Below are 26242 nucleotides of genomic sequence, written 5' to 3' on the forward strand. Positions count from 1 at the left end.
CTCAATGAAACGCCTCAGGTCGCCAGGATCAATTCGCGACTGAAGTCCGAGTTCCCGGACTTCACACCCGAAGTGTTTATCAGCACCTATCCGGTTACCAATCCTGTCGCCATTGCTGCGATCAGAGAAGGCGCCCGTCGCGCGGGTTTGGCGTAGCTTCATTACTGGTCAACTGGACGCGAGATAACTCGCTCGTGCCTAGGTCCTATATCGTTGCCACAAGCGGCGAATGTCCGCTGGTGGCGCGACCACGACCTACAGCATGGCCATCCATGACGTCTCCTTCTGGGCGGAGACAAGTTCATCTCTATGACCGACTTGAGGCGCTTAGCGGACGCTTCTGAGCGGCGATCATTGCGCGCCCCCTGCACGGCCCGCCTAGCTGACAATGTTGACCGGCACCCGTCGCTCACGAATAACGCCTAGTTTGCCCGAAAATTAGCGCTTGGTCCAAGGGAATTCGTGAAATGAGGCCTCATCGCACTAAGCTGATCCTTAGTGCGGCATGGTGCTACGGCTACCTTCGCGCTAGTTTAGCATGGTGACATGGGCAAACGCTCGATGCAGACGATCGAAGACTGGCTGAGCCAGCTCGGCCTCGGCAAATACCTGGAGGCGTTCGTCCAAAACGACGTCGACCTGCGAGCGCTCCCTCATGTCACTGAACGCGACCTCCAGGAGCTTGGTGTCTCACTGGGGCATCGCAAAATTATCCTGGCTGCTGTCACCGGGCTTGCTCAGCCAAATCTGACCGGGTCCCTGGTCCCCTCACCTTCTCCTGCGGGTTCGGAACTTCAGGCCAGCGACCTCCCTCAGGAACCGACCGCAGACCGGCGTCTGCTTAGTGTGCTCTTCTGTGATTTGGTCGGGTCGACTGCGCTATCTGCCCAACTCGACCCCGAAGACATGCATGAGCTTACGCGGCGCTATCAGGATAGTGTTGCAGGCGCGATCACGCGCTTTGGAGGCTACGTCGCGAAATATCTAGGGGACGGCGTGCTTGCATACTTTGGATGGCCCATGGCTTACGAGGACCATGCTGAGCGCGCCATTCGCGCAGGCATCGAGGCCCTCGCTGCAGTCGAGGCCTTCCAGTCCCCCAGCGGCGAGCAATTGAAGGCGCGGATCGGCATTGCATCGGGGCACGTGGTCGTCGGCGATATCGCCGGCAGCAGCGCGAATGAGCGGGCCTCAATCGCAGGAGATACTCCGAATCTCGCAGCTCGCCTGCAAGCTGCTGCTGCGCCTGGTCAGATCGTGGTGGCAGACGCTACGCGGCGGCTCGCTGGGCAATCCTTCGAGATCGAGAGTCTCGGCGCGCAGGAATTGAAAGGCTTTCGATTGCCTATTGCCTTGTTTGCGGTCCACGGTGAACGAGAAGTGGAAAGTCGTTTCGATGCCGCGCAAACCAGTGCGCTCTCAAAATTCGTTGGCCGCAGCAGTGAAATTGGAATGCTGCTGGATCGCTGGGAATTAGCTAAAAACGGCCAAGGCCAAGCGGTCTTTGTATCGGGAGAGGCGGGAATCGGGAAATCTCGCCTCGTCGATGCGCTTGAGGAACGGTTGCAGGAGAACCAGCCCGAGTTAATACGACTGCAATGTTCGCCCTATCACTCCACCTCGGCCTTCTATCCCATCATTCAGCGCCTGAGCCGGCTGGCAGGTCTTTCAGCTGCCGACGAACCTCTGATGCGAGCCGAGAAGCTGCGCGCAATTGTTCAACGGTACGGCGAAGATCCCTCAGAAGTAGGCTCGATATATGCCGAGTTGCTCTCGCTGGACCTAGCCAGTGAATTCACTCCGCTCGATCTCTCCGCCCAACAGCGCAAAGAACTCATCGTACGCACACTGGCGAACCGGGTGCTGCTTGCGGCAAAGATGGCGCCCGTTCTGTTTGTTGTTGAGGATGCTCACTGGATCGATCCGTCGACCAATGAGTTTCTCACAGAGGTCGTCCGTCGCATGCATGGCGCGGCCGTTCTTGTCGTAGTAACGCACCGGCCCGAATGGGCGCCGACCTGGGCCACGGGGTTAGAGCACGTGACGACGCTGGCCATTGGTCGGCTGACGAAGCAACAGATGCGCGAGCTGATCGACTCGATGCTCGCAGACGTTCCGGATCAGCTTGCCGACAGGATCGTAGAGCGGACTGACGGTGTGCCGCTATTCGTGGAAGAATTGACACGTTCGATTCTGGAAAGCGGAAAGGCGGCGTCTCTCAATGTTGAGATTCCGGACAGTCTGCAGGGATCCCTCATGGCCCGACTTGACCGTTTGACAGCGGCAGCCAAAGAGGTGGCGCAAATCGCTTCTGTCATAGGCCGGGAATTTGACCGCGGCCTACTTTCCAAGGTTGCCGGTCTCGATGACCCAACTCTCGGCGAAGCGCTCAATGAGCTCATGTCTACCCAACTCGTTGTCGTCGGCGGTGTGGTGCGAGACGCGCTGGTATTCCGACATGCGCTCATTCAGGATACGGCATACCAATCGCTGCTCAGCAAAAGGCGCCGCCAATATCATGAAGCCATCGCTAATGCGCTGATCGATGCATATCCGGATCTCATCGTCACCCAACCCGAGCTCATCGCCCAGCATTATGTCAAGGCACAGCAAGGTGCGCTCGCGCTGCCATACTGGATGAAGGCCGGCGAACGGGCGCTAGGGCAGTCAGCCAACTATGAGGCGGTCGATCACTTTCAGAACGCTGTCTCCATCGCCGAGCACCTACCGGGAGGACCGGCCCGGCAAAAGGAAGTTCTCGAGGCGACCCTAAAGCTCGGCGAGGCACTGAGTGCCGCAGGCCGCTTGTCGGACTCGGTGGCAAAATACAAGCTGACCGCGCACTTGGCTCGCGAGACCCATGACACCAAGGCGTTCGTTCGTTCTGCTCTTGGTTTTGACGGCGCCCAGTTCCTGTCTTCGAAGCGACTAGACGAATCGCTCCAGCTGCTCACTGAAGCAATGGGTATGCTCGAGCCCGATGATCAGAGGTCGCGCAGCCAGCTCCTCAGCCGCCTCACGCGTGCATATTTTTACCTCAGCGACAGCAAGAACAGCGCCAAATGTCACGCAGAAGGGGTCAAATTGGCTCGGCAACTAGGCGACCAAGCTTCGCTCTTTGAACTGTCTGTCCTGCCTTTCTTGACGCCCAGAACAGTGAAGTCCGCGGCAGAGGCAACTCAACTAGTTGCGCGTGTTGATGAGATAAAGCGCCTCGCGGCTGGCATCAACGACGATGATCTGCGCGGCCGCGCTCTCGCGCTTGACGTCTACGTCTCGACTGAGCTTGGCGACCGCGCGCGCGCCGATCAAGCCGTGGCCGGGCTGGAAGACTTGGGAACGTTGCGCCAACGGCTCAACATTCTATGGCTTGCGTGGAACGCGAGGGCGATGATGGCCATCCTCGATGGACGGTTCATCACCGCCGAGAAGCTGGCTGGAGAAGCGTTGACCCTGGGCAGACAGACGCATGGCGCGGAAGTCGAAGGGGTCTATGGCATGCAGATGTTCACGATCCGACGCGAACAGAATCGCCTGTCAGAGGTGGCTCCGGTGATGAAGAATCTTATCGATGAAAGTCCGGATGACACCACATGGTTGCCAGGGTTTGCGCTGGTCGCGGCCGATTTGGGATATCGGGATGCAGCGCAACGCAGGTTGAATGAACTAGCGCGTGCTCATTTCGCAATGCCGCCGGATGGAAAGCGAAGCGCATCGCTCTCATTCGTGGCTGAAGTTGCTGTTAGCTTGGGCGACACGGAGGCGGCACGGACAATCTACAACCTTATGCTCGCCTACAAGGATATGACGATCACGGCAGGAGTCGCAACTGTCTGCTTTGGAGCGGCAAGTCGCTATCTGGGGATGTTGTCGGCATCGCTGGGCGATTTTGGGAAAGCCGCCGAGCACTTCGAGCATGCGATGGATATGAACGCAGCCAGCGAATCACGGCCTTGGCTGGCGCATTCGCAGGCTGAATATGCGAACTTGCTTATAAAAAGAGGTAGCAAGAAAGCGATTGAGAGGGCAATGTCACTTTCGGAGCAAGCCTCGGTGACCGCGGCTGAACTTGGTATGGTCCGTTTGCAGAAGAGGCTGGAGACAACGCTTCACTAGGTAGGCTCTCATGCCTCGCTGGATCACCACGGTTGAGAAGGAGCATGCTCATGCCACGCTACGTCATCGAAAGGGAGTTCGCGGAACAACTCAACCTCACAAAGGAGGGCATTGAGAATGTCAATTTGATCAACGATCAGGAAGGCGTGCAGTGGATTTTCTCCTTCCTTAGCGCCGACAAGAAAAAGAGCTATTGCCTTTACGAGGCGCCTAACCCGGAGGCTATTCGGTCTGCGGCACGACGCAACAACATCCCCGTAGATGCGATCATTGAAATTGGTGGCGAGATCGGTCCGAATATGTTCGCTTAGGCCAATGTCGCCCGGCAAAACGCCGCAAGCCAGCCAAACGTTGACGATTTTCAAGCTTGGCTTGCCCGAAGGATAGGAACGTCTATTCTTGGCACACAAATATGCCGTCTCGCCTGCTTGCTCGGATCTCCGCTTTTGGGATGCGGCTTTGGATTGATCAACGACCGAAACGCGGCGCAAAGCAGTCGTCCAGCCGTGGTTAGCCTTAGGTCCGCTAAGCGCCTCATGTCAGTCATTGCGGATCGTTATGCAAGTTCCCAAAAGCAGAAGTCAAAATTCCCTCGAACTTTCCGAGAATCTGAGGTGCGACTTTCACACTCAGGGCATTGGCAGCCAACTATGCCGATTCGAAGCCGGAACAACTGGACACCGGCGGTGGCCATCGTGGACAGGTTTCAGCGCCCTGGAAGCACAGGGCGGCGCGCGAAAGCCGTAATCTCTCGACTCCGTCGGCTCCGGTCAATGTGGCCCGATCATGTGACTGGTATAGGCGCGCGCGCCCACAGTTCTTCACAGCTTCGCAGCCGTTGCCGCCCGCAATTTTAGGGCAATGGCGACGATGGGCCACCCTTACAAGGAATGCAATTGCCGGCCAGTGCTCCGGTTCCTCAGGAAAATCCCGGCCAGGTCCGCGCCGCCTTCTGCAGGGTCGGCGGCTTTGTTGGGGTCCTTGAGATCGCCATACGACCGCGCGTGGCGTCCTAGACTGTCCTACCATCCCTCGCTTCGATGGTCATAAACGTCTGACGATCTCCAGGCCAAGACCGCTGCCGTTCGCCTTTGTCGAGAAATTCCTGTGACCTGCCATTTTGAGTGTCGCGTCATCCATCCCGGCACCGTTGTCAGAGACGGACAGGCGGATCATCCGTTTTGGTCGAACCCTTTTGCTCGAAGGCGGAAACTCTAGAGCGGCGGCAATAGAGATATCGCCGCCACCGGGCATTGCATCGCGTGCATTTAGGACGAGATTGAGGAGTGCACGTTCAACCAGCTCCCGGTCGATGAAGGCCAATGAGAGGCTGCCTGCGACGTGCAGAGTCAACGTGATATTTGGCGAGAGGACGTTGGCAAGTACGACTTGGAACTCCTCGAGCAGCTGGCGAACATCGGTCGGCTCAGGCCGAGCCGGTCGCGCGTCCGCAAGTTCGAGAAGTTCCCGTGCGAGGACTTTCGCACGAAACGCGCAGTAGATCGCAGCATCGATCTTTCCGAGTTCTCTCGACGTACCGGCGCGGCGGCGCTGCAAGTCTTCCAGGACGACTACAACAGGCGTGAGCAGGTTGTTGAAATCATGGACGATCGATGACAACGGCCATGTGTCCATCCGCGCATCAGGAGGAACGGGCCCATCTGGACCGTCGTGACTGAATTGGGAGGACGTATGTTCTCGCATGGTTGTCTCCCGGAGACCGTTCTGAAATTGCTTCGATGGCAAGCCAACAACAGAGCAAGTCCGGGGCGCTATTATGCCGACGTATGGAACGGGCACCCTTTCGGACACAGCCACTGACCGGAATCGACAACAGAGACGTCTATTGGCGTTGGACGACGGGCGACACCCTGCAGGTCGAACTCCGGTAGTATGGTGCCAGCAAGGTCGCCAAAGGTCCCACAGGCAGATGAAAGCCCAAGCGTCCAAAGAGACGTGCCGCTAGACCAGCTCGAAGGCGCTAAAGTGCATCAACGTTTCGAGCCGATCCAGCTTTGATACATCCGAGGTGCGATCCTCACCCTGCTAGTCGTGCGCCCTCGGGAGGTTGACCAGCGCTTCGCGCCACTCCGTTGGTACAACTTGTTGTGTGCCAAGCCGTTCCGTGAGACGCACGACTAAAATTCCGCAGACTGTCATGGAGTTCCGTAACCCACCAAAACCATGGTATGCTCCATACCATAGTGCAATAGATTTGCCCCGGCCGGCGGTTGATCTGTGTGTCCCGTCCGATCCGGTTTGGATTTGGCTGATACGGGAGAGGTCTCATGGTCAAGACTAATCCGCTTGAAACCCTCGACGTCGATCGTCGTCGTCTTCTGAAGACAACCGCCACGGGGATTGCCCTTGCCGGTGCGGCCAGTTGGCTTCCCACAAATTCGGCATTAGCGGCGACCCGGGATGACATCCGGCCCTTCAAAGTCGAAATCCCGGAGGAGCAACTCGTCGATCTCCGCCGGCGCCTCGCGGCGGCACGCTGGCCCACCAAGGAACTCGTCGAGGATCGGTCGCAGGGTGTGCAGCTGGCGACGATGCGGGCGCTCGGCGGCTACTGGTCGACTGAGTACGACTGGCGCAAGTGCGAGGCACGGCTGAACGCGCTGCCACAGTTCACGACCGAGATCGACGGGGTGAAGATCCATTTCATTCACGTCAAGTCCCGGCATGAGAACGCGCTGCCCCTCATCATGACGCACGGCTGGCCTGGTTCGGTCATCGAACTCCTCGATACCGTCGGTCCCCTGACCGACCCGACCAAGTATGGTGGCACTCCCGACGATGCATTCCACCTGGTGCTGCCGTCCTTGCCTGGCTACGGCTTCTCGGGTGAGCCGACCGAACTCGGCTGGGACGCCGCCCGCATTGCGCGTGCGTGGGCGGTGCTGATGGGTCGCCTCGGCTACATGCGCTATGTCGCCCAGGGTGGCGACGTAGGGGCGGCAGTAACGGATGCAATGGGGCGCCAGGCACCCAAGGGGCTTCTCGGGATCCACGTCAACTTGCTCGCGGGTGTGGCGGCCATGTCCGACAAGCTGCCGGCAGAATCTGAGAAGGAACGAGCGGCGCAGAAGGCGGCCGCGACGTTCAGGGCGACTGGCTTCGGCTACTTCCTGGAGCAGTCGACGCGGCCACAGACGATCGGCTACTCCTTGCTGAATTCACCCCTGGGGCTCGCGAGCTGGATGCTCGACCATGACACGGACAGCTACTACAAGATTTCCCGAGCGTTCGTGGAGGGTAAGCCCGCAGGCAATCTCACCCGGGACAGTATCCTCGACAACATCACGCTGTACTGCCTGACGGGCACAGGGACCTCGGCCGCACGGTGGTACTGGGAGGCCGGACAGGCGGCAGCCCGCGCGGCAGGCAAGTCTCCTCCGGCGGTCACGGTTCCCGTGGGATTTACCACGTTCCCGGGCGAAATTTTTGCTGCGCCCCGAAGTTGGGTCGAGATTATGTACCCCGGCCTCGCCTACTTCAGCGAAGTCGAACGTGGCGGACATTTCGCCGCCTGGGAGGAGCCGAAGCTGTTCTCAGAAGAGGTACGCGCAGCCTTCAGATCATTGCGCAAATGACGGACCAGAGGTGGCCAGAATGGCATCTTGAATCGACTCGGCGAGCCGGTTCGTAACATATTGATAAATAACGCTTATGTTAGTCGCTGAGGGTCAACGTTTTCTACAGGAAATCAATACGTTAGCGGATGGTTCGCCAACCCTTTCCTTCGTATTCTCTCGTATGGTCTGGCGAACCCAAAGACAATGAACGAGATTAGTCATTGGCTTCGAGAGACAGTAGCCGCTAGTCGCTTGGACTAGCGAATGGCCGAAATGGGATCGGAACCCGTCGGTCCGCTGTCGGCGCGAACTCGGCGGATAGCTGCCATTCGGCAGACGGCCTTAGCGGAGGTTGAGGCGGGTTGCATGGATGACGCCCCGGGGCCCTGAGGAGGGTTCTCAGTGAAGGGATGGTGGCGAGGCAGCCAGGCGGGGATGGGCGCTTGAACCTCAAAGGGCGGAGGCTGCCACTGCTGCGCGCGTTTGCGCCTGGCAAGACCTAGTGAACGACGGCAAAGCCCTTGACGCAATTCCTGCCAGACCGCTTCGCCTCATATAGTGCCGAGTCCGCGCGCGCCAGGGCATCGCCGATCCCGTCGTCGCTTGCCCACACTTGCGCGAAGCCGAAGCTGGCGGTGAGATGGATGATGTGGTTCTCGCACTCCACAGGAGTCTCCGATACCAATCGACGGAGCTTCTCCGCGACGCTCGCTGCGCCCGACAACACGGTCCCTGGGAGCAAGACGGCGAATTCCTCTCCGCCAATTCGAGCAAGGAGGTCGATCTTTCGGACCCCTTCGTTGCAGGCTTGTGTGAGACTGCGTAAGGCCTGATCACCAGCCGTATGTCCATATGTGTCGTTCACGGCCTTGAAGTGGTCGAGGTCTATCATCAAGACGTACGCTGATGCACCGAACCGTCGGACGCGCTCAACCTCGATGTTGGCCGCCTCTAGGAAGTGGCGACGGTTCGGCAGCCCGGTTAGTGGATCCGTGGCGGCAAGTCTCGCGAGATCAATCTCCAGGAACTTGCGGTCGGTGATGTTCAAGTGGGAAATCACAGCGCCCCTTTGCGCGACATCCAGCCGGGTTACCCGCCCCAGAAACCACCTCAATTCTGCAGGCGAATGGCACGGATACTCCATCTGGAACAATTCAGTGTCGCCTTTGAGAACTGACTGAACCCCCACGGCGAAACCTTCCGCCTCTTCGGATCCGGCGCCTTTTGCCCCTTTACAGATCTCAAGATACTGGCTGCCAATATCTGAAGCGTATGACGCTGGCGAGTTCGCCGCACCGAAATTGCGCCAAGCCCGATTCACCGCAATGATCGTGGCATTCTGATCGATGATACAGATATGCGATGCTAGGGCGTCGATCACCGCAGCGGCGAAGCCGGGGGTTTGAAGAACTGGCACTTCCATTCGGAACCTCCTTGCGGCGCCTATAACGGGTTTGGCCGTCGCATCAGATCATTCGGGTAGCGTTGTTAATGTCAAAGAGCAGACGTTTGAATTCGAAGGCCACGACGCGGCACCCCCCCTCGAACTGCGGCAGACGTGAACTTGTCTTGGCTAAGCAATTTCGCGATGTCGGCAGCCGGGACGGCTTTGCCGAACAGATAACCCTGTCCCTGACTGCATCCTTTGGCTTTCAGATATGCCAGCTGCGTCGCGTTTTCGACGCCCTCGGCAGTGGTCGTCAAACCAAATCCCTTTGCGATGCCGAGAACCGCGTCAGCGATCACCTGGCCGTCGTTGCCTTGGCCAATCCGCGATACGAAGCTCCGGTCAATTTTGATCTTGTCAAGGTTGAAGGACAGTAGCTGGCTCAGAGTGGCATACCCTGTTCCGAAATCATCCAGCGCGATGCGGACCCCAGCCTGACGTAGCTCGTCAACCACGGCCTGCGCGACTCCGTTACTTTCGATCAGCGCGCTTTCGGTAATTTCTATCTCCAGACGCCATGGACTGAATCCAGTTTCCAACAGGGTAGATAGAATTCGCAGTCCGAGCGTGGGGTCATGCAATTGGACCGGCGAGACATTGAAAGCAAGCGTCAGCGTTTCGGGCCAGGCTTTGGCATCCAAGCATGCGCGGCGAAAAAGCTGATTTCCAAGTGCTACGATGAGACCGGTGTCTTCCGCTATCGAAATAAACTCGGCAGGCTGAACGTGCCCCAACGGCCCGCTTTCCCAACGCGCCAGAGCCTCGAACCCGACAATGCGATCATCGGCGAGCGAGACCAACGGCTGATAGTATGGCCTAAGGGCGTCGGCTGCGATTGCGGCCTTGAGTTCTCGCTCAAGCAAGATACGACGCTCGAAGTGCACGTCCATCTCGGGCTCAAAAAACTTAACACTGGATCTGCCAGCGGCCTTCGCGCGATTAAGGGCACGATTGGCGTGCCGCAACAATTCGTCGGAACGAACGCCGTCCACTGGCGCGATAGCAATACCAATTCCAACGCTTATTTCGATGCTTGCATTGTCAATTGAAAAGGGTTCGTCGATAGCTGCTGCAATACGACGTGCCAGATTGGCGGGGTCTTCGATGGATGCGATTTTTGGCTTGATGATTGCGAATTCGTCCCCGCCAATCCTGGCAAAGTGGGTATCGGTACGCATAACCTTTGAGACCCGGCGGGCAAACTCACCGAGCGTCTTGTCTCCGATGCTATGGCCGTATGTATCGTTGACGGTTTGAAAGCCATCTAGGTCAAGGAGGAGCACAGCCGCTTGATCAGCGGCGCTGGTGGCACGCAGACATTCGTCGAGCCTTTCCTGGAAGTTACGAACGTTCGGCAAACCAGTCAGCGTATCGTGCCATGCGAGCTTGCGAGCCTCCTGCTCCGCAAAGTCCAGGGCGACGGCGCTGGTTCGGAAAACTTCGAAGGCCGCAGCCAAGCTGCCGATCTCGTCCTGGCGATTGACTTGCGGAAGGATGATGTCGCGATTTCCGGCGGCGAGATCGGAAAGGGCCTTCGTGATGGAGGCGAGAGGCCGGGATATTCCGGCGTGGATAACCCAGGTCACCCAACTCGCCAGGAGAAGAGCGCAGGCGACGACGATCGCGAAGTACACGGCGGAGGTGTTGACAATGTTGTCGGCGCGCGTGCCGGCGGCGGCCGCTCCCGCCGCATTGACATCACTGAGCGCGTCAACAGCGTCGTCAGCGATCCTGTAATATGCATGCGCACGAAGCTGAAAGGCCGGCGAAGCGGCGAGGCGTCGGTCATGACCGAGCGCTATCCATGCGCGATGTTCGGCCGCCCAAGTGCCCCATTCCTGATCGAAGGTTTTCAGGAGGCTTAACTCCTCGTCGGTCTTGTCCAACATGCCATATGCGGCTCTTTGGTAGCCTATCGAACGCATGTACCCATCGGCCGCGGCCAATGCACGGTCTGTCTGCTCCTGATCCGTGGCGAGTGCGAGAAACGTTTCAGCCAGACGGGTCTCAGAGAGGAGATCCGCCATCTCTCCGAGGACGCGGGTGCCCACCACCCACCTGCGATCAAGCGATTTCGTAAGTTGATCGAGCGCCGCCATCTGGACAAGTGCGTACACACTGATGCCGATCAGCAGCGCGACTGACAGCAAATAATACGAAGTCAATCGCCCACGCACCGATGTGAACTGGGACATTGATCCACTAACCCTCTCGCCAGATTTCGATGAGATTTATTTGCCGAATTCCCGAATCTTCAACGGTCTACACGGCTAATAGTTGCCATTTATATTTGTTAATAGTTACCTAGCCGTTGCAGAGGCCGAGCAAATGCTGTGGCACTTGGCGGTCGCGGCAAATTCAGTAAAACTGAATCCTGCTCGGAATCCCGGGATGCGTGTTGGCGGGGTCATCAGCGTCGAGCAAATCCATGATAGCGAGAGCTAAATGCCGCAAGCGCGTCTCACTTGAAAAGTCGCGCCTGAACCTTGCCGGCGACCTGACGCGGTCGCACACGGCCCACGCTCGAAACGAAGCCTCCCGAATAGACTTGCCGGACCATTGCGGCGCGAGCACCGATGCTTCGTTCGACCTCGACCGCGAAGTCGTGGCCAGAGCTCCTGACGATGCGTCCATTGAGCCGAGCACCACCAATCTGAACCCCTACTTCCGTACCAATCGGTGCGTGCACCATGCCCACCAGCCGCATTCCACCCAGCGAAATGTCCGCAGTCTGATACACATGAGACCGGGCACCGATCGTCACGATAACGGGCAGTGCACTGCGAAGCCGCTCGTTGCGCCGCAGTCGCGGTCGCTCGATGCAGACGGCAATGGTGGAGATAAGGATGAGCATATTGTACCAGCACCAATAGAGTGCAACGACGCTGGAATCCTGCAGTGGTCCGTCGCCGCCGAAGGAAACAAGAATACCGAGGATGGTCAGGCAGAGCAGCACACTGAATGGGATTAGCATCCGCCATTGGATCACCGTCTCGCTTCGATCTCCTCCCTTGGCTGTGACCTTGAATCTTTGCCCCTTCGGACGGAAGAGCCCGATCGCGGCTGCCGACAGGACCTCACGCGCGGCAAGGAGCTGTGACACGTCGGACATCACCGGAAGCACCCGTTGTCCCGAGAGCCATGCCATCACGCCGACCTGGGCAAGATAGTAAGGAACGAAGTGCGCGATGCCGTCGGCGGTTCCAACATTCACGGCCTGGACGTCGAAGAGCAGGTAGAGGATCGGGATCACCAGGCCGGCAATCCGAAACAGATAGGAGGCCGTCCAGTGAAGCAGGCTCTCGATGAGGCTCATGCGATCGAGGAAATGTAAGCCGTTGCTGCGCTTGAACGGCCCATCTGCGCCGAGTTATCGAAATCTGGACTTGTTGCGAGGAAGTGGGCGCTCAGCCACGACGCCGATGGCGCTTGCGCGTCCGCCTGAATCTCGCACGCGGTCCGGCGGGCGCCTTTTTAGCGCGAGCCGAACGGAACAGATTCACGAGATCAATAATGAGGCGGACGATCGCGATCGCAGTCGCCACGTCGAGCCAGCCCGCAATGCCCTTGAGCATCGGGATGGTTCTCCAACTTTTGACATGAAAAAGGGGCCACTTTGGGCCCCGGATGATGACTTCAATCTCGTTTAGGCGAGAATCTCCATCTCATCAATAATCGCATATCGAGTGCCCTCAGTTGAGGACGGCGATGGTTCGCAGGCCGTCTATTTCACTGCGGTATCCATGAAGCCGCGGCAGTTCCGCCTGCGCGGCAGTTTGGGTCTTTCGCCCTGCATTTTCGCTGTTCATGCCGCAATCCAATATTTGGCCGCGTTCTAGCGGCGATTGATCAGCTCCACAACCTCAGTTGCCACAACCTGTGCTTTGCGGCGCCCAGCCGCCCGTCCGTATGGTCCTCACCGATCGAAGACGGAAGGCGCAAGGCGATGTACAGCAATTTTGCAGCTGCGTTTACGGCGACGCTCCAATACGAGGCCGGCTGGGTAGACAACCCGGCCGATCCGGGCGGCGCCACCATGAAGGGTGTCACCATCGGACCCTTCCGGCACCCATACCTTCCTATGAGGCCGCTTAGCTCTGAATGGCCGCCGCCCCTGTTGCAAAGCGCGGGTTGACCACCAAGATCAAGAGGCGGACGAGATCCTCCACGCCAAACGAGTCGTACATGTGGGGTGGYGATTGCTCGTGCTTTCTCTGATAAGCTTGCTCGTCTAGGCGTTGGGCCCTGCCCTAAGCCTTTTGACTAGTTCTCCTACTTGATTGGAACTTGATGCGGATCTGGGGGTTACGTCACTAAGAGGAGACGTCGCAATGAAGCTGTTACACCTTGCCCCCATCGCCATTCTTGCCTGCGCCCTGGCTCTTTCCGCTTGCGCCAATACCGTTCGAGGTGTCGGGAGGGACGTCAAGTCGACGGCGAACGCCGTTGACGATACCGTCAACAATCCCTGAGCAATGCGGCGGGCATTTCCCAAGCCGTGCTGTAGCGGTTCGGGAGTTGCCGTGCCGCCTCGCTTTAACCTGCACGGCCGGCACCGAGCCAAAGGACTTCGGCATATTGGGTAATGGCCCAGACCGCAAAGAGACCCCCAATCAGGCCGGCGTCACTTTTGCCACATCGGCAAGCCACTCAAGCATCTTGGTTCGAGTGTCACGAAAAAGGCGCACTTGGTGCGTTCGAAAGCAAAACAATCCAGAAGCCGAGTGACGAGCTGTCCTCATTTGATCGATGCCGGGCTAATCGTGACTTGGCAACGTCGGAGCCCAGCAAGGCCTTAATTCCTGCTGGCGCCGCGCGCTACCGGCAGCGCGATATGTTGGGCGCGTGGCCGCTTGCGTCCTGCTGGCCGCGCTCGGCGCCGCGGTGCTGATTCTGCCGGCTCGCGGTTGACTTAGGACTTGTGACTGGCTGCCCTGAACTCTGCCTCCCACGGCAACGCGTCAAAGTCGGGCTTGTGCTTGGCTGCGCGATAGCTGTCCTGGGTGACGAAACTGCCTTTAGCGCCCTGCACAATACAGGCAAACGGCGGATTTCCTGGACATCGGTAAAGGCCTACTACGGTCGGCTTGTCAGTCATTCGAACTCCAGAGCAAGTTTGAAAACCCGCGCTCTCCGCCAAGAGCCGCGGGCCGACCGGAGGCCCGATCTTCGGCCACTGGTGGAGGGCACCAATTGCCGCACGGTTCAACTATTAGAGGTAGCGAATGTTCCGTCAATTCCACTTTTCGGCTTCCAGTCGCCGTCGCTTCGCATTGATGCCCTTAACAGCAGAAGTTGTCTCTGCCTACGTCAGGGCGGCGCAACACAAGGCAGCCGTGCATTTGACGACAGAGCCCGCCTGGAGCCGCATTATGGCGGTGAAGCTGCCTTGAGCGCGTCGGTTTTTGCTGTCGTTGAGTTGGGAATCTCTCTGACATCATCTCGAAAGCCTGAGGTTCGGGAATGGCATTTTCGACGATCAGCGGCGGTTGATGCGCTCTCACGACACGGCGCACAGGGGAGAACCGACGCGCATTTGCTCTATCGCCGTCATCTTCTACATTCCTGATTTCCAAAGCCGATGACCGGTCCAACGGATTTCAAGCGGCGGATGCTGACGACCGATATCGATATTGATGGAGGACGTGTTCGCTTGATCAGCAGGAGGCCGCCGCCGGTTCATGCTAGTGCGCCCGCAAGCGTGAGCGATCATCAAGGGGGTCGCCGCTGTCACGTCGATCTGACGTGATGTTGCCAACGTGGTGGGGGCGAGCGGCGGAGATGAGCCCGATGGCGGGCGCCTTCGAGCATAATTTGTCAAGAGCGCTGTGGCGCCTTGGGGCGCCGCGTGTCCCGTGGTCGACTTGCCGCCGCCATGTTTCTGGCAAGCCCCAGCAGGCGCAGGACGGCGCGCTTGGGGTTCGACTCAAGCCAGACGCCCCTGATCGAACTGACGCTGTTTTTCCCGCCAATCGGTTTCCAGACAGCGGAATCGATCGCGACGGTCCTGGCATAGCTCGCCTCGGCCAAAGTGACGCCTTGCCCCAATTGCACCTGAAAGATGACGGTGGCCTGGTTGGCGCGGCAAGTTTGAACGGCCGGGCCGCCGTCGGCCGCGATGCGTTCGAGCAAGCGCAAATCCAGGGGCGCTCCTTCCAATCCGACCGGGACCAGCAGGCACACATCGACAAGGTCGGCCCAGGTGAGGAAGGCCTTCTCGACAAGGGCATGAGACGACGGCAGGAGGACGAAGAGACGTTCGCGCCAAAACACTTCGCTGCTGCAGGATCTGGTGTCGCCGATATCGTGCGTGAAGACGATGTCGAAGTGCCTGCGGCGTATGGCTGCCAGACACTGCCCGGATGGGAGATCTTCAATGGTCAGGCTGACGTCCGGGTACTTCTCGCCGAAACGATCGATGAGGCCCTTCAGGAACGCGCCTCCCGTCACCCAGCACAACCCAATTCGCAGCGTCTTTGCATCGTTGTTGTCGCGGACTCGCTCGGCGAAGGCCTCCAGCAGCCCCTCGTAGTGAGCGCGCACAACTTCGATCCAGGCGCGACCGGTGTCTGTCAAGCGAACGCCGCGCACGTTGCGGTCGAAGAGTTGCATCTCGAGAAGCTGTTCGAGCTTGACCACGTTTCGACTGACAGAAGATTCCTGGACCCGCAGCGCCCTTGCTGCCCGGCGCAGGCTGCCGTGGTCCATTGCCGCGAAGGCATAGGTCAGCAATTGCACAGCGTTGCCGTTGCGCGTCATGTCACCTGAGCCTTTTCAACATAACCACGGATGATCCCGCCTTCACCTCATTGCGCCCGGATCGTCATCGGAAAATGGGCGCGCTCATTTGATGCACAACATCGAAGCGTCACAGCGGACCTTCCGTCGTCGCGATGGTGGACAGGCCGGGCTCATAGACATACTCATGCGGAATGGCTGGGGCTGGCATTTGTGAGATGTAGAGCTCGAGATTCTCCTTGCTGTTGCTCGCCGCAAGGCTGCAGAAATTGCCGCTATTCCACGTCATGATGCAGTGGTTGAAATGCCCGCCCACTGCGCGGGCCATCTCTTGCACCGTCACTTCGTTGTTGAACATCGTCCCGAGGACGGCTCGCTTCTTTCTTTCGATTTCCTCATGCGGGAAGTACCGCGCTTTGAAACCGTAGTCCTTCTGGTTCTCGCGCCGCTGGTAGTCGTCTTCGTCCACCGCCCGAAACTTTTCGACGAACACGAAAATACCCCCCTCCTTCAGCTTTTGGCTCACGAATTCGATTTGCTTGGGTCTGTTCGGCGAGTACATTTGGAAGGTGGTGTCCTCCAGGATCAGATCGAAGCCTTGCGTGAACTTCGCCAGCTTGCGATCTGATGCGAGAGCGTCCCTGGTCAACCAGTGGAAGGGTCCGACGAAGAACTCGGCGTGAGGGGGCTCACCATAGGCCATGAAGGATTTGTAGTTCTCCGGGTTCGGACTGCACGAGAGCGACAAGATCTGGCCGCCGGAGAATTCCGACAACGTTCTGGCCATGGTGCCTTCCGCTGTTCCAAGGCTGTACAACGATATCGGAGCGCTGCAGTGCCGGGCATATTTCAGAATTGCGTAGGCCATCCGGCACTCCTCTTCCAGTCTGTAAGGAATGCTGCCGTGGTAGTGCTGGTCGAAAAAACCTTGCCGTGCGGCCTGGAGGCGAATGAGGTCGCGCAGCAATTCGTCGGCAGGAAGGAGACGGGCGTCCACCACGGGCTTGCGGACGGGCATACCGCTTCTGCCAGCGGCGGTCTCCGCGAAAAAGCCGGCGAGTTCATTGATCCGCGGCCCCTGATTACACTCGGCCAGGAAATCGTCGAGACCACGCATCGCAATATGCCTCCCACACCGTTGCTTCGGTGAGATGCCAAGAACTCGATGGGGAAACGCCACTAATTTAAGAGTGACCTAATGTTTCAGCCTTGTTCGAGTCTTCGGCGAGGCACTGGTAGGCTGGCACAATACCAGCGGCTTTCATTCGATTGCCGTTTTTTTACTAAAGTGACATCTTCTGCCAATCCTGAGTTATTATTGATTTGTCTAGCAACCCACGGTTATGCACAACCATGGGAGGGCGGGCTGCTGTTGGCACGAAGGTTGCTCTCCGCGTGGATAATCTATGCCTCGACCCCAACGAGTTGCGCCGCTCACGGCATCAGACGTTTGCGCACCAACATGAGTGTTGGGGAAACGTGCGGGCAGACTTGATCAAGAGGACTGGTCTGGCCCGCCAGGAAACGGGCGTCTCCTTCCCCGGCCATATATTCCTGATGAACCTGAAGGGCGCCGCGAGCCGCGGTGAAGACTTCGTCGATGGGCGTCGGATCTCCTTCTCCCCGCGGCACGCCGGTTCGGTAATCCATATGCCTGCAGGCAGGGATTGGTCCGGGTGGGATGAGGGAGACCCGACAGCCGCCTACCTGCTCGTATCCATTGAAAAGGGGTTCCCCGACGAAGCGTTTGGGGGAGTTGTGCGCCATCGCTCGGGCGACCTGCCCGCTTCGATCGGATTTCGCGACACAACCGTGGAAATGGCCTTGCAGCGGATCGTCGCTGAGCTCAAGCAGCCCGACCCAATCAGCGTAACGATGGTCGAGAGCCAGGCCATGCAGCTGCTTGTTCAAATGATCAGGCTCAACGGCACCCATCATGAGCCGGCGAAAGGGGGGCTTTCCTCCTTCGATCTCAAACGCGCGATCACCATGATAGAATCGTCACCGGACGACATGCCCACTTTGGCCGAACTGGCAAAAGAGGTTGGTGTGAGCCGCTTCCATTTCAGCCGAGCTTTCAAGCAGTCGATGGGCATGACACCGCATGCGTTCATCGCGCAGCGTCGTCTTGAGCGCTCTGCCGATATGCTTCGATCGACCAACAAGTCGGCGACCGAGATCGCGATGGAATGCGGCTTCAGCAGCTCAAGCCATCTCACGACGGCCTTCAAGCGGGCCTACGGGGTGAACCCGACAGAGTTTCGTCGCCGGTGCAGAATTTGAATCAGAACGTTTGCCGATTTCAGCAAGTATCTGAAAAACCACAGATGATTGTTAAGCGAGATCCCGGACAGAATGTAGGAAGAGCGGCAATTGGATCCCCCGCCCGTGCCAAACACAATCCGCATCAACTGTGACAAACAGCCGGCCGCACAGCCACGCCCTTTGCCTTGGTTTCTAGCGAGCACATTGTCGGCCTCGATCGGACGAAACGGCTACTACATCGCCTGCGCCTGGGTTCTCGTCAAAGCAGGAAGCGGCAGCGCCGGCGTGGCGACTCTGCTTTCTATCGTCAGCGTCGTCGAACTCGTCGCAAGCCCTCTGGCCGGCTCAATGGCAGATCGGTTCGATCGAAGAAGACTGAACATCGTGGCAGATGTCGGGCGCTTCGCCGCCGTGATTGCCACAGCCCTTTCGCTCCTCCACCTGGAGATACTCCCGACACTGTGCATGTCGGCGGTCGCGTTTTCGATTTGCGATCGTGTGGCTCTTACCGCCGCGCAGGCCACGATCCCGCTCGCGACGGGCGGTGCCAATCGCGCGACCTCAAATTCGAGCGTTTTCTTCGTCATGCAGCTTGGCAGTCTCGGGGCAGCATTGCTTGCCGGGCCTCTGCTGAGTCAGCTCTCCCCTGCCCCTGCATTCGCCACGCCTGCGCTGTTCTTCCTGGTTTCAGCGGGCTCGCTCTCCGCGATGCGGTTAGACCCGATCCCGCAAGACGCCGCCAGGCCAAAAAGCTTGGCGCTCACCATTGATCCACGCCTTCGTCGTCTCTTTGCCGCGTATGCACTTCTCTATGGAGGAGCGGTGCTGGTCACGGTCCTGGGATCAAGCTTCATCCTCGAAGAACAAAATGGCACGGCCGCGGACTTCGGCCGGCTTGAGGCAGCGTGGTCTGCAGGTTCGCTGATCGGAGCGCTTCTCGTCGTCAGCCTGACACGAGCCGTAGGTGCGCCTATACTTCATCTCATGCTTCTGGGCTCAACTGCGCTCGCGCTGATGTCGTTGATTGCTTTGCGCGCGCCCTGGACGTTGGTTGTCTTCGTCGCGCTTGGATGTCTCTACAATCTGGGTCGGGTGAGCATTGAGGTCACATTACAGTCGCGTGTCGTCGATAGTGTATTGGGCAGAGCCAAGGGCGCCATGCACAGCCTTGCGGTCGCACTCGGATTGCTCATTTTCAGCACTGCGACCGTTTTAGGCGACAGTGTATTTCCGTCGACGGTCTTCTTCAGCTTCGGAGTGTTGCTTCTCATCAGCATTCCCACATTGAGCATCGGGATGGCACAGCGAGGGTAAATCGTGAGGTGGACGAGCTAGCTGCAGACGCAGACACGAAACAGGCAATCCTCGGGTCCCTAGCGACGCTCTACCCGTGGATGCGGCCCTATTATTCCCGCCCGGTCCGAGACTATGCGTGCCGCCTGTTCGAGGCGCCGCTTCAGAAAGCCGAGCCGGAGATACGCTGTCGCGCCCTCACGAAGTTGCTCGACACGATCAGGAACGCGGGAAAGCGAAACGGATTGCCTGTCAACGCCGTCTCACAAATCTGCTGGGACCTCGAAGAGCGCCGGGTCCTTCAGACAGGCCCGCATCTGTTTCTCCTCCTGGAACCGGAAGCGTATTATACGCACATCCTGAGCCTGCTTGGCCTGTCAGCACACAACTGCTCGACCTACGTCTCCTATGCCGTTTCGACGGTGAGCCTTGTTGAAAAGCCGCGCAAGGGGCCTGGCTGGTTCACCGTCGACGGGAAGCCGATCAACGTGTTTGGCCTCAGCCGAAGCCGGATGATCGGATACAGCCTTCTGAGCGGGCCGGGATCCTATCGGTTTGAGCTGGTGCCGGCGGAGCCAAACACCAGGGAAGACACCCTCACCGAGCTTCGCAGCCTTCTGCCTCAGACGCCGTTCAAGCGACCGGCGCATGCCATCAAGGCCGCCAATCTCATGCTCTGGCCAAAACTGTTCGGGGGCAGCTTTGCCTTCCTGCAGATTGACGACGAGGACATAGCAGACCTGGTGGCGGACCATCTGTGCGACGATGACTCCTGGCTGCGGACGCGCCTGCTGGAACACCCGACGCTTGCATCCGATATTGTTGCCGGGCTCGACAGTCTGGCCGCCGGCCCCTGGAATGGCTGGCTCACGCGCGGCACTGATTTCTTTTGGTTCTATGAGAACGGCAAACGCCTTCCGCTGCGTCTGATTGACGGAGACCTCGTTCATCCGGCGACCGGCACAAAGGTAGCCCGCTTCAAGGCCAGCGACATAATCGAGCGCCTGGCAGACCGCAGCCTGATCCCCAATCTGCTGCTGATGTTCCTGGTCTCGTCGATCCTGCCTGGCATGCGCGCCCTTGGAGGCAGTTATCAGCCGATCTATTTTCCCCTGATGCGTTATGTCGTCTGCCAGGCTCTACAGACGGCGGGCGTCGACGAGGATCTTCGCCAGGCTCTTGTAGCGGACGACTTGCCGGGAGCCTGGGGACACCGGGTCATCGAGTGTTCCGATGATCCCTTCAAGCTATTCCTAGATGGCAGGAACAGCGGCACCAGAAGCATCATCGACCGCTTCGCTTCTGTCCCCTTCACCAATGCATGTGGAAACATGAGCAGCTTCGTGACGGACCCGTCGTGGCAGGATCTTCGCAAGCGGCTGCTGCGAGGGATGATAGCGCCGACCGATGCGGAATGGGCTTTTAGCTAAGCCGAAGCATGCTCCGCCATTGCTGGCTAAGTCGCGAATGAGCTGGCTGGCAAGACATCGATCAATTCTGGCTGTGCGTGGAATGTCCGGTTTGCGCGGGATGATCGCCGTCAACCCACTGAACGATCATCCGGAATTGCACTTTCGCTTCCGAATACGTGCGATAGAAGTCCAGAAGTTCTCCTGTGGGTTCCGACAATCGTTGGAAGCCCGAAATGAAGGCGACCACCGTGCCGATCGTCGTCTGCCCGCGGATCACAAGGTAGCCGCCAACGATCAGGACCATCAGGGACCCCACCGCGTTGGCTATATTCAGCAACGTCTTTAGCCCAAATCTCAACAAATAGGATTCAATGCGATTGCTGAAGATCGTGCGTATGGTGCGAAAGGCTACTCGCCGCTTCGGCGAGTGGCTGGCGAAGGAATTGACTGCTTGTGCCAAGCTTTCGGACCAGCGCGACCTGCCGCTCCACGAGTGTGTTCAGGTCCTTCTGCATGTAAAGCGCAAGCAGGATCTGCGGCAGGAGTGACATGCCGCTGACCAGAGCGATCACCGGCTGCATGTAGATCATGTAAGATACGACGGAGATCATGATCGTGACGTTGACTACGCATTCGGAGATGCTGGTGCCGACAAATCCGCCAACATAGTCGATCTCGTTGCCGATAATGCTGGCGGTCTGACCACTCCTTGCGTGGTCTCGCGCGGACCTTTGCGTGGCGACGAGAGCGAGTTGGTCGCGGGCCGTCTTCACCACGCTCTCTCCGACCCAGCCCTGATAGACGATCATTGCGTATTTCAGCCCCGCATGCAGCAGTATAGCCGTAAGATACAGGCCGCCGAGCATCAGAAGTGCTCGTACGTCCCTGTCGGCAATCGCCACATCGACGACCCTTCTCTGCAGGTCGATGGGGATAAAGTTGGCCAGGGCAACCGAAATTGCGATCACGCTGATATAGACCTGATGCTTGCCGCTTGCGCGCCGGACAAAACTGGTAAACTTCTCGCCAGGGCGCATCGCGTCGGCCATCGGCTCAAACGGGGTGAAGCGCCCTGCAATTGTCGCGAAAATTCTGCTCACCTTCGGTAGCCCTCCGTCGCCTCCAATTCCAGTCCAGCCGCTAAGGGCAACTCACCCTGTGAGTGACCATCTGAACGCGCATTCTCAACCGGGCCCCGACTGTCGCTAATGCCTTGCGCGCCGTTGTCGGTGAAGCCCGCGAGACGCGACGATCAGGAACAGAACCGGAGGATTGCAAAACTGCGGCAGTAACGGGACCGCCGGCGCTTGTTCTCGCCGATGATCGGCGAACGCGTTTGGCCCGCGGCGCGAAACCCCGTTGCGCGCCTCGGTCGAAGTCAACCGGCAGTGCGAGAGCGGCATTCCTGCACCACCTCGACAACCGGTCGCGACCAGTAGGGTTCGCCCACGCAGCGCCACGTTGGGAATCTGGGTTCTCGATCATTACAGTTTGATAGCCAAGAAGGTCGCGAGCCCCCTTGATCGACATCAAGGCTGGGGGAGTTTACGATTCGAACCGAAACAGGCAGGCCGCGCCAATGTATGCGCTGGAGCGCTCAGAGTGTTGCGCGAACCGGAACCACAGTCCTGCCGGAGCGCGTCGCCTAGGGTGCTAGAATTGATATGAAGCCTGCGGGCGCGGTCTTTAAACGCCTGTGAAATCCTCGAAGGCAGAAAAGCAGCGCAACCGTGCCATCTCACCTGTTCGCTAGGATGTCAGCTTTTGTGATGCGGCTATGGTCTGCTCAATGACCGACATGAGGCGCAAAGCGGCGGACGCCTCTCGCATACACCTCACCTGCCCCGGCTGCGCTTATTGCGCGGTATTGGGTGTCTGCGCAAATCGCAGACCTGCTAGCCATCCTTGCTCGCGTCGAGGAGTGGCAATTCCTGTCCCAAGACTGCAATCAGTGCCGAGATTCGGCCGCGCACCAACGGATGCAATTGCATCAGCCCTTCAACCAAACGTCGGCCTTCGGCCTTGGCAATGAAATCCATGCACTCATCAACTGGACAAGCCAGAGCGTCAGGGCTGGTTTGATTGCCTGGGAGGCCTTCGAAGAATCGGCCGGCGGGAACTTCAAGCGCTACGGCTATCTCGTAGAGCATAGAGGCGCTCACGCGGTTCTTAGCGCTCTCGTATTTCTGGAGCTGGTGAACGCTGATGCCTATCGATCGGGCAAGCCGCGCCTGCGATACGTCTGACTGCACACGTACCACTGCAACCTGTCGGCCGACATGAAGATCGGCGGGATGAGAACTGGTCTGAGTTCCAGCCTTTGCCTGTACCCGCGGGACACTTTGTCGCTTCGATTCCGACACGGCATTTCGATGCTGCATCTACAAGTCCCACCGATAGAGAGTTTGTCCGGACGCGTGTCAGCCGAACTTTCTGGCGGCAGGCACAGCGATGCGGCCAGACGACGAGGACACATCGATCTCGACATCAAACGCCCGCGAGCGGGCCGCGAAGCCTCCCAGGATATCTCGCGCGACGTTTCCAGTGGCCGGCACTGGAACCAGTCTGCCCGAAGACGATCCAGGGGACTGAGCTGCTGCGCCGATAACCACCGGCAGAAGATCTATGCGCTCAAGGCATCCATTCGCCCCGTATCGGCACGCGGCGACGATGCTTTGCCACACTTCCGGAGGATCCCATTCGTTTTCATCGGGGTGCACATGAAAGAGAAAGTTTCCGAGGCCGTAGAAGATTGGCGAACCATTGTAGATTTCCACCGCCTGAAGCACGGGTGCGCCGTGGCTGACGAAGAGGTCCGCGCCGGCGTCGATGCACGATCGAGCGAATGTCTGCACCCAGCGCGGCACATCCTGCCAACCTGGTTCCCAATGGTGATGATGCAGGTAGGCCACGACGAAATCGCCTTGCGCAGCAGCGTAGCGGATAGCCGACAAATGGACGTTCGCGCTTCGAGAATCGACCTCGATCAGGCAACCAAAGTTGGCGGCTTGCGCGAACACGGTACCGTAGAAATTGAGTTCGTTGCCTCTCGCGACCTCCGGCGGATCCTCCGGCTGGGCATAGTTTGCCAGATCGAAAGGAGAGCTTTGCAGATGGTTGCCGAGCCTTTCCAATCTCCGAAGATGCCCGTCAGGCACGCCGATCTTGCGAACAGCCTTCAGCCGGTTGACGCCAGGGCGAGCGGGGCGGAACGACGTGCCATTTTCGGCATACATGTTGGCGGGGCCGGGACCCGCGTCGAGGGCTAGAAGCGACACCTGGCGCGCTCCAAAATGGCGACAGCCGGGTCTCGTGGCATCCGCCTCGTCGATACCCAGCCCGGCATGAAGGAACCCGCGCGCTTCCACCTCCTCCAGGGTTGCCAGGACGCCCTGAGGACCAAGATCGAAGGCGTGGTTGTTTGCGAGGGCAAGTGCGTTGAAGCCGAGCGCCTTCAAAGCGTCCAGCACCGCAGCCGTGGAGTAGCCGAAGTACTTGCCCTTTGTCGGCCAACCCCCCTGCTTGCCGAGGATCGTCGACTCGAAGTTTGTGAAGACGAGGTCGCCTTGCTGCAGGAAGCGGACCACGTCACCGAACCGTTCATCTTGAATAGTGCGGATGTCATGGGTGATCAGAGATTGGCCGGTTACGACCGCGCAAAAGTGGTCTTTCATAGTACTCGCCTCAGGGGATGATAAGTCTGGCCGGCCTCGGCCAGCGCCATGTCGATGTCGGCGGCGTCGCTACTTCGATACGGCAGGCGCGATATCGGTCTTGAACCATTTCACACTCAGGGCGGAGAGCGTCCCATCCTTGGTGGCCGCATCGATGGCGGCGTTGAACTTTGCGATCAACTCCGCATCGTCCTTGCGCATGCCGGCACCGACGCCCGGCCCCCAGAGGCCGCCCTTCAGTTCCGGACCAAAAAACGCCGCGATCGAACCGGAAGGAGTCTCCAGGAAGTCCCGCCATGTGAAGTAGTCGGCAAGCCCGCCGTCGACGCGCCCTGCGGCAAGATCGAGCTTCAGATTGTCCAGGCTGTCATAGCTGCGAATGCTCACCACATCGCCAAGGAGATCCTTCAGGACAGCCTCCGAATTCGATGAGCGCAGTACGCCAATGGCCTTGCCGGTGAGCGCGGTCCTGACGTGGTCGATGGCTGCCTTTTCCTTGTCCCCGACCGCCGAGAGGTTGACCCTCTGTTTGGTGTCGCCGGGCTCGAGCCCCAGTTCCTTGCGCACCACGAACTGGTTGAAGCCGCCGGCGTAGGGGACCGAGAACGCGATCGATTGCTTGCGTTTCTCGGTGATCGCCATGCCGGACATGATGATGTCGAACTTGCCAACGACCAGCGCCGGGATGATCCCGTCCCAATCCTGCGCCACGAAGCTGCATTTGATAGCGATGCGGCGGCACAGTTCGCGCCCTACATCGACGTCGTAGCCGTATAGTTCGCCATTGGCGTCGGTGCCGTCCCATGGGGGCGAGGCGCCTTCCGTCGCGATCGATATCGCTCGCTCGCTTTCGGCTCGAACCGGCAGGATCGAAATCATTGACGCGACAGAAATAGCAACAGCCAAGGGTATGCGCATGGAGCACCTCTTTCATTGGTTTTGATGGGATGCGGCCGGAAGGCTGCAAGGTCACGGCGTGAGTGTCGTGATCTCTGGTTCGCAGAGCGCCGGCTTCGGCCGCAGCCTGCGTCTTCCACGGGGAGGACCGTCGGTTGAGAGCCGCCACTCAAGGAACTGAGTTGCTTTCACAGCGAAGGTCGTGAGCGACAGATAGATCGCGCCGGCGACGATGAAGATTTCGAAGGGGGCGAATGTAGTCGACACCATCTGTCTCGCCATGCCGGTGACCTCAAGAAGCGTCACGGTGCTCGCCAGGGATGAACCCTTGATCATGCCCACGACTTCGTTCCCATAGGCCGGAAGCGAGATTCTGAAAGCGATCGGAAAGGTGACAAGGCGGGCGGTTTGCAGGCGTTTCAAACCGAGGGCCTTGGCAGCCTCAATAAGGCCCTTCGGCACGGATTGAAGACCCCGACATAGGATCTCGGTCGTATGCGCCGCGCTGTTCAGCGAGAACGTCAGCAAGGCGCACCAAAACGGGTCGCGAAGCAAGACCCAAAAGACGCTCGCCCGCACAGCTTCAAACTGGCTGAGGCCATAATACAGCAAGAAAAGCTGCACCAGCATGGGCGTGCCGCGGACGATATAGGTGTAGCCCAACACCGCCATTGAAAGGCTCGGGCGTGCAAATGCGCGAATGAATGCCAGCGGCACCGATAGTAGAAATCCCGTCATCAACGACAGCACCGTGAGCGTCAGGGTGAGCCCAACTCCTGAGGATAGCAGCACCACCGCATCGAGCATCAATTGGAGATTCAT

The 26242-nt window shown here is 58.8% G+C and carries 21 protein-coding genes; 8 read left to right on the forward strand and 13 right to left on the reverse strand.

From position 1 onward, the window contains the following. Window positions 1-561: 561 nt before the first annotated feature. The gene (locus tag AC1DZ8_RS00005; protein ID WP_477400246.1) at window positions 562-4116 is read left to right on the forward strand and encodes an adenylate/guanylate cyclase domain-containing protein; all 3555 of its coding nucleotides are present in this window, start codon (window positions 562-564) and stop codon (window positions 4114-4116) included. 50 nt (window positions 4117-4166) lie between these two features. Then, the gene (locus AC1DZ8_RS00010) at window positions 4167-4427 is read left to right on the forward strand and encodes a DUF4242 domain-containing protein (protein ID WP_477310443.1); all 261 of its coding nucleotides are present in this window, start codon (window positions 4167-4169) and stop codon (window positions 4425-4427) included. 733 nt (window positions 4428-5160) lie between these two features. Here AC1DZ8_RS00010 and AC1DZ8_RS00015 read toward each other — a convergent pair. Further along, a complete protein-coding gene (locus tag AC1DZ8_RS00015; protein WP_477310445.1) occupies window positions 5161-5736 on the reverse strand; it encodes an ATP-binding protein in 576 nt (191 codons plus the stop codon). Between the two features lie 668 nt (window positions 5737-6404). Between AC1DZ8_RS00015 and AC1DZ8_RS00020 the strand changes: the two genes are divergently transcribed. Beyond that, window positions 6405-7712 (forward strand): epoxide hydrolase family protein, encoded by a 1308-nt coding sequence (locus AC1DZ8_RS00020; protein WP_477310447.1) that lies wholly within the window; start codon window positions 6405-6407, stop codon window positions 7710-7712. A 481-nt stretch (window positions 7713-8193) separates the two neighbouring features. On the opposite strand, the gene AC1DZ8_RS00025 is transcribed toward AC1DZ8_RS00020, so the two are convergent. The 4 genes from AC1DZ8_RS00025 to AC1DZ8_RS00040 all read right to left on the reverse strand — a co-directional run bounded on the left by AC1DZ8_RS00025 (window position 8194) and on the right by AC1DZ8_RS00040 (window position 12716). Then, entirely contained in the window at window positions 8194-9117 is a 924-nt protein-coding gene (locus AC1DZ8_RS00025; RefSeq protein WP_477310449.1) for a GGDEF domain-containing protein, read from the reverse strand. Window positions 9118-9188: 71 nt separating this feature from the next. Beyond that, entirely contained in the window at window positions 9189-11336 is a 2148-nt protein-coding gene (locus tag AC1DZ8_RS00030) for a putative bifunctional diguanylate cyclase/phosphodiesterase (protein WP_477310451.1), read from the reverse strand. 266 nt (window positions 11337-11602) lie between these two features. Next, window positions 11603-12457, reverse strand: coding sequence for a PilZ domain-containing protein (locus tag AC1DZ8_RS00035; protein WP_477310453.1), 855 nt, complete (start codon window positions 12455-12457; stop codon window positions 11603-11605). Window positions 12458-12548: 91 nt separating this feature from the next. Further along, window positions 12549-12716, reverse strand: coding sequence for a hypothetical protein (locus AC1DZ8_RS00040; RefSeq protein ID WP_477310455.1), 168 nt, complete (start codon window positions 12714-12716; stop codon window positions 12549-12551). A gap of 371 nt (window positions 12717-13087) precedes the next feature. On the opposite strand from AC1DZ8_RS00040, the gene AC1DZ8_RS00045 reads away from it, so the two are divergent. Next, window positions 13088-13276: a glycosyl hydrolase 108 family protein gene (locus AC1DZ8_RS00045; RefSeq protein WP_477310457.1), complete on the forward strand. Its 189-nt coding sequence runs from the start codon at window positions 13088-13090 to the stop codon at window positions 13274-13276. A 196-nt stretch (window positions 13277-13472) separates the two neighbouring features. Further along, window positions 13473-13613, forward strand: a complete 141-nt coding sequence (locus tag AC1DZ8_RS00050) for an EncA/B family entericidin (protein ID WP_477310459.1) — start codon at window positions 13473-13475, stop codon at window positions 13611-13613. A 1345-nt stretch (window positions 13614-14958) separates the two neighbouring features. Here the strand turns inward: AC1DZ8_RS00050 and AC1DZ8_RS00055 are convergent. Both AC1DZ8_RS00055 and AC1DZ8_RS00060 read right to left on the reverse strand, forming a co-directional pair. After that, window positions 14959-15900 (reverse strand): LysR family transcriptional regulator, encoded by a 942-nt coding sequence (locus tag AC1DZ8_RS00055; RefSeq protein WP_477400247.1) that lies wholly within the window; start codon window positions 15898-15900, stop codon window positions 14959-14961. Window positions 15901-16009: 109 nt separating this feature from the next. Beyond that, window positions 16010-16996: a class I SAM-dependent methyltransferase gene (locus AC1DZ8_RS00060; protein ID WP_477400248.1), complete on the reverse strand. Its 987-nt coding sequence runs from the start codon at window positions 16994-16996 to the stop codon at window positions 16010-16012. Between the two features lie 374 nt (window positions 16997-17370). Here AC1DZ8_RS00060 and AC1DZ8_RS00065 point away from each other — a divergent pair, with 374 nt between their 5' ends. The 3 genes from AC1DZ8_RS00065 (at window position 17371) to AC1DZ8_RS00075 (ending at window position 20867) form a co-directional block, all read left to right on the forward strand. After that, window positions 17371-18162: a helix-turn-helix transcriptional regulator gene (locus AC1DZ8_RS00065; protein ID WP_477309920.1), complete on the forward strand. Its 792-nt coding sequence runs from the start codon at window positions 17371-17373 to the stop codon at window positions 18160-18162. A 186-nt stretch (window positions 18163-18348) separates the two neighbouring features. Next, a complete protein-coding gene (locus AC1DZ8_RS00070; protein ID WP_477309919.1) occupies window positions 18349-19458 on the forward strand; it encodes an MFS transporter in 1110 nt (369 codons plus the stop codon). 8 nt (window positions 19459-19466) lie between these two features. After that, window positions 19467-20867, forward strand: coding sequence for a hypothetical protein (locus AC1DZ8_RS00075; RefSeq protein WP_477309918.1), 1401 nt, complete (start codon window positions 19467-19469; stop codon window positions 20865-20867). Window positions 20868-20928: 61 nt separating this feature from the next. On the opposite strand, the gene AC1DZ8_RS00080 is transcribed toward AC1DZ8_RS00075, so the two are convergent. From AC1DZ8_RS00080 to AC1DZ8_RS00105, 6 genes are all read right to left on the reverse strand, one after another. Next, entirely contained in the window at window positions 20929-21153 is a 225-nt protein-coding gene (locus tag AC1DZ8_RS00080) for a hypothetical protein (RefSeq protein WP_477309917.1), read from the reverse strand. Window positions 21154-21217: 64 nt separating this feature from the next. Next, complete coding sequence (locus tag AC1DZ8_RS00085; protein WP_477309916.1) at window positions 21218-21949, reverse strand: ABC transporter transmembrane domain-containing protein; 732 nt, start codon at window positions 21947-21949, stop codon at window positions 21218-21220. A gap of 795 nt (window positions 21950-22744) precedes the next feature. After that, entirely contained in the window at window positions 22745-23230 is a 486-nt protein-coding gene (locus tag AC1DZ8_RS00090; protein ID WP_477309915.1) for a helix-turn-helix domain-containing protein, read from the reverse strand. Window positions 23231-23269: 39 nt separating this feature from the next. Beyond that, window positions 23270-24523, reverse strand: a complete 1254-nt coding sequence (locus tag AC1DZ8_RS00095) for a CapA family protein (protein ID WP_477309914.1) — start codon at window positions 24521-24523, stop codon at window positions 23270-23272. 69 nt (window positions 24524-24592) lie between these two features. Next, window positions 24593-25441, reverse strand: coding sequence for a transporter substrate-binding domain-containing protein (locus tag AC1DZ8_RS00100; protein WP_477309913.1), 849 nt, complete (start codon window positions 25439-25441; stop codon window positions 24593-24595). A gap of 51 nt (window positions 25442-25492) precedes the next feature. Next, on the reverse strand, window positions 25493-26242 hold the full coding sequence (locus AC1DZ8_RS00105; protein ID WP_477309922.1) for an ABC transporter permease: 750 nt from the start codon (window positions 26240-26242) through the stop codon (window positions 25493-25495).

Source organism: Mesorhizobium sp. P2_F7 (assembly GCF_056403695.1).

Coding starts and splice junctions, on each gene's coding strand:
- AC1DZ8_RS00035 (WP_477310453.1), bottom strand. CDS start 12,457: ATGAGCCTCATCGAGAGCCTGCTTCACTGGACGGCCTCCTATCTGTTT.
- AC1DZ8_RS00105 (WP_477309922.1), bottom strand. CDS start 26,242: ATGAATCTCCAATTGATGCTCGATGCGGTGGTGCTGCTATCCTCAGGA.
- AC1DZ8_RS00080 (WP_477309917.1), bottom strand. CDS start 21,153: ATGGTCCTGATCGTTGGCGGCTACCTTGTGATCCGCGGGCAGACGACG.
- AC1DZ8_RS00090 (WP_477309915.1), bottom strand. CDS start 23,230: ATGCAGCATCGAAATGCCGTGTCGGAATCGAAGCGACAAAGTGTCCCG.
- AC1DZ8_RS00030 (WP_477310451.1), bottom strand. CDS start 11,336: ATGTCCCAGTTCACATCGGTGCGTGGGCGATTGACTTCGTATTATTTG.
- AC1DZ8_RS00095 (WP_477309914.1), bottom strand. CDS start 24,523: ATGAAAGACCACTTTTGCGCGGTCGTAACCGGCCAATCTCTGATCACC.
- AC1DZ8_RS00050 (WP_477310459.1), top strand. CDS start 13,473: ATGAAGCTGTTACACCTTGCCCCCATCGCCATTCTTGCCTGCGCCCTG.
- AC1DZ8_RS00060 (WP_477400248.1), bottom strand. CDS start 16,996: ATGCGTGGTCTCGACGATTTCCTGGCCGAGTGTAATCAGGGGCCGCGG.
- AC1DZ8_RS00005 (WP_477400246.1), top strand. CDS start 562: ATGCAGACGATCGAAGACTGGCTGAGCCAGCTCGGCCTCGGCAAATAC.
- AC1DZ8_RS00055 (WP_477400247.1), bottom strand. CDS start 15,900: ATGACGCGCAACGGCAACGCTGTGCAATTGCTGACCTATGCCTTCGCG.
- AC1DZ8_RS00045 (WP_477310457.1), top strand. CDS start 13,088: ATGTACAGCAATTTTGCAGCTGCGTTTACGGCGACGCTCCAATACGAG.
- AC1DZ8_RS00025 (WP_477310449.1), bottom strand. CDS start 9,117: ATGGAAGTGCCAGTTCTTCAAACCCCCGGCTTCGCCGCTGCGGTGATC.
- AC1DZ8_RS00040 (WP_477310455.1), bottom strand. CDS start 12,716: ATGCTCAAGGGCATTGCGGGCTGGCTCGACGTGGCGACTGCGATCGCG.
- AC1DZ8_RS00100 (WP_477309913.1), bottom strand. CDS start 25,441: ATGCGCATACCCTTGGCTGTTGCTATTTCTGTCGCGTCAATGATTTCG.
- AC1DZ8_RS00020 (WP_477310447.1), top strand. CDS start 6,405: ATGGTCAAGACTAATCCGCTTGAAACCCTCGACGTCGATCGTCGTCGT.
- AC1DZ8_RS00010 (WP_477310443.1), top strand. CDS start 4,167: ATGCCACGCTACGTCATCGAAAGGGAGTTCGCGGAACAACTCAACCTC.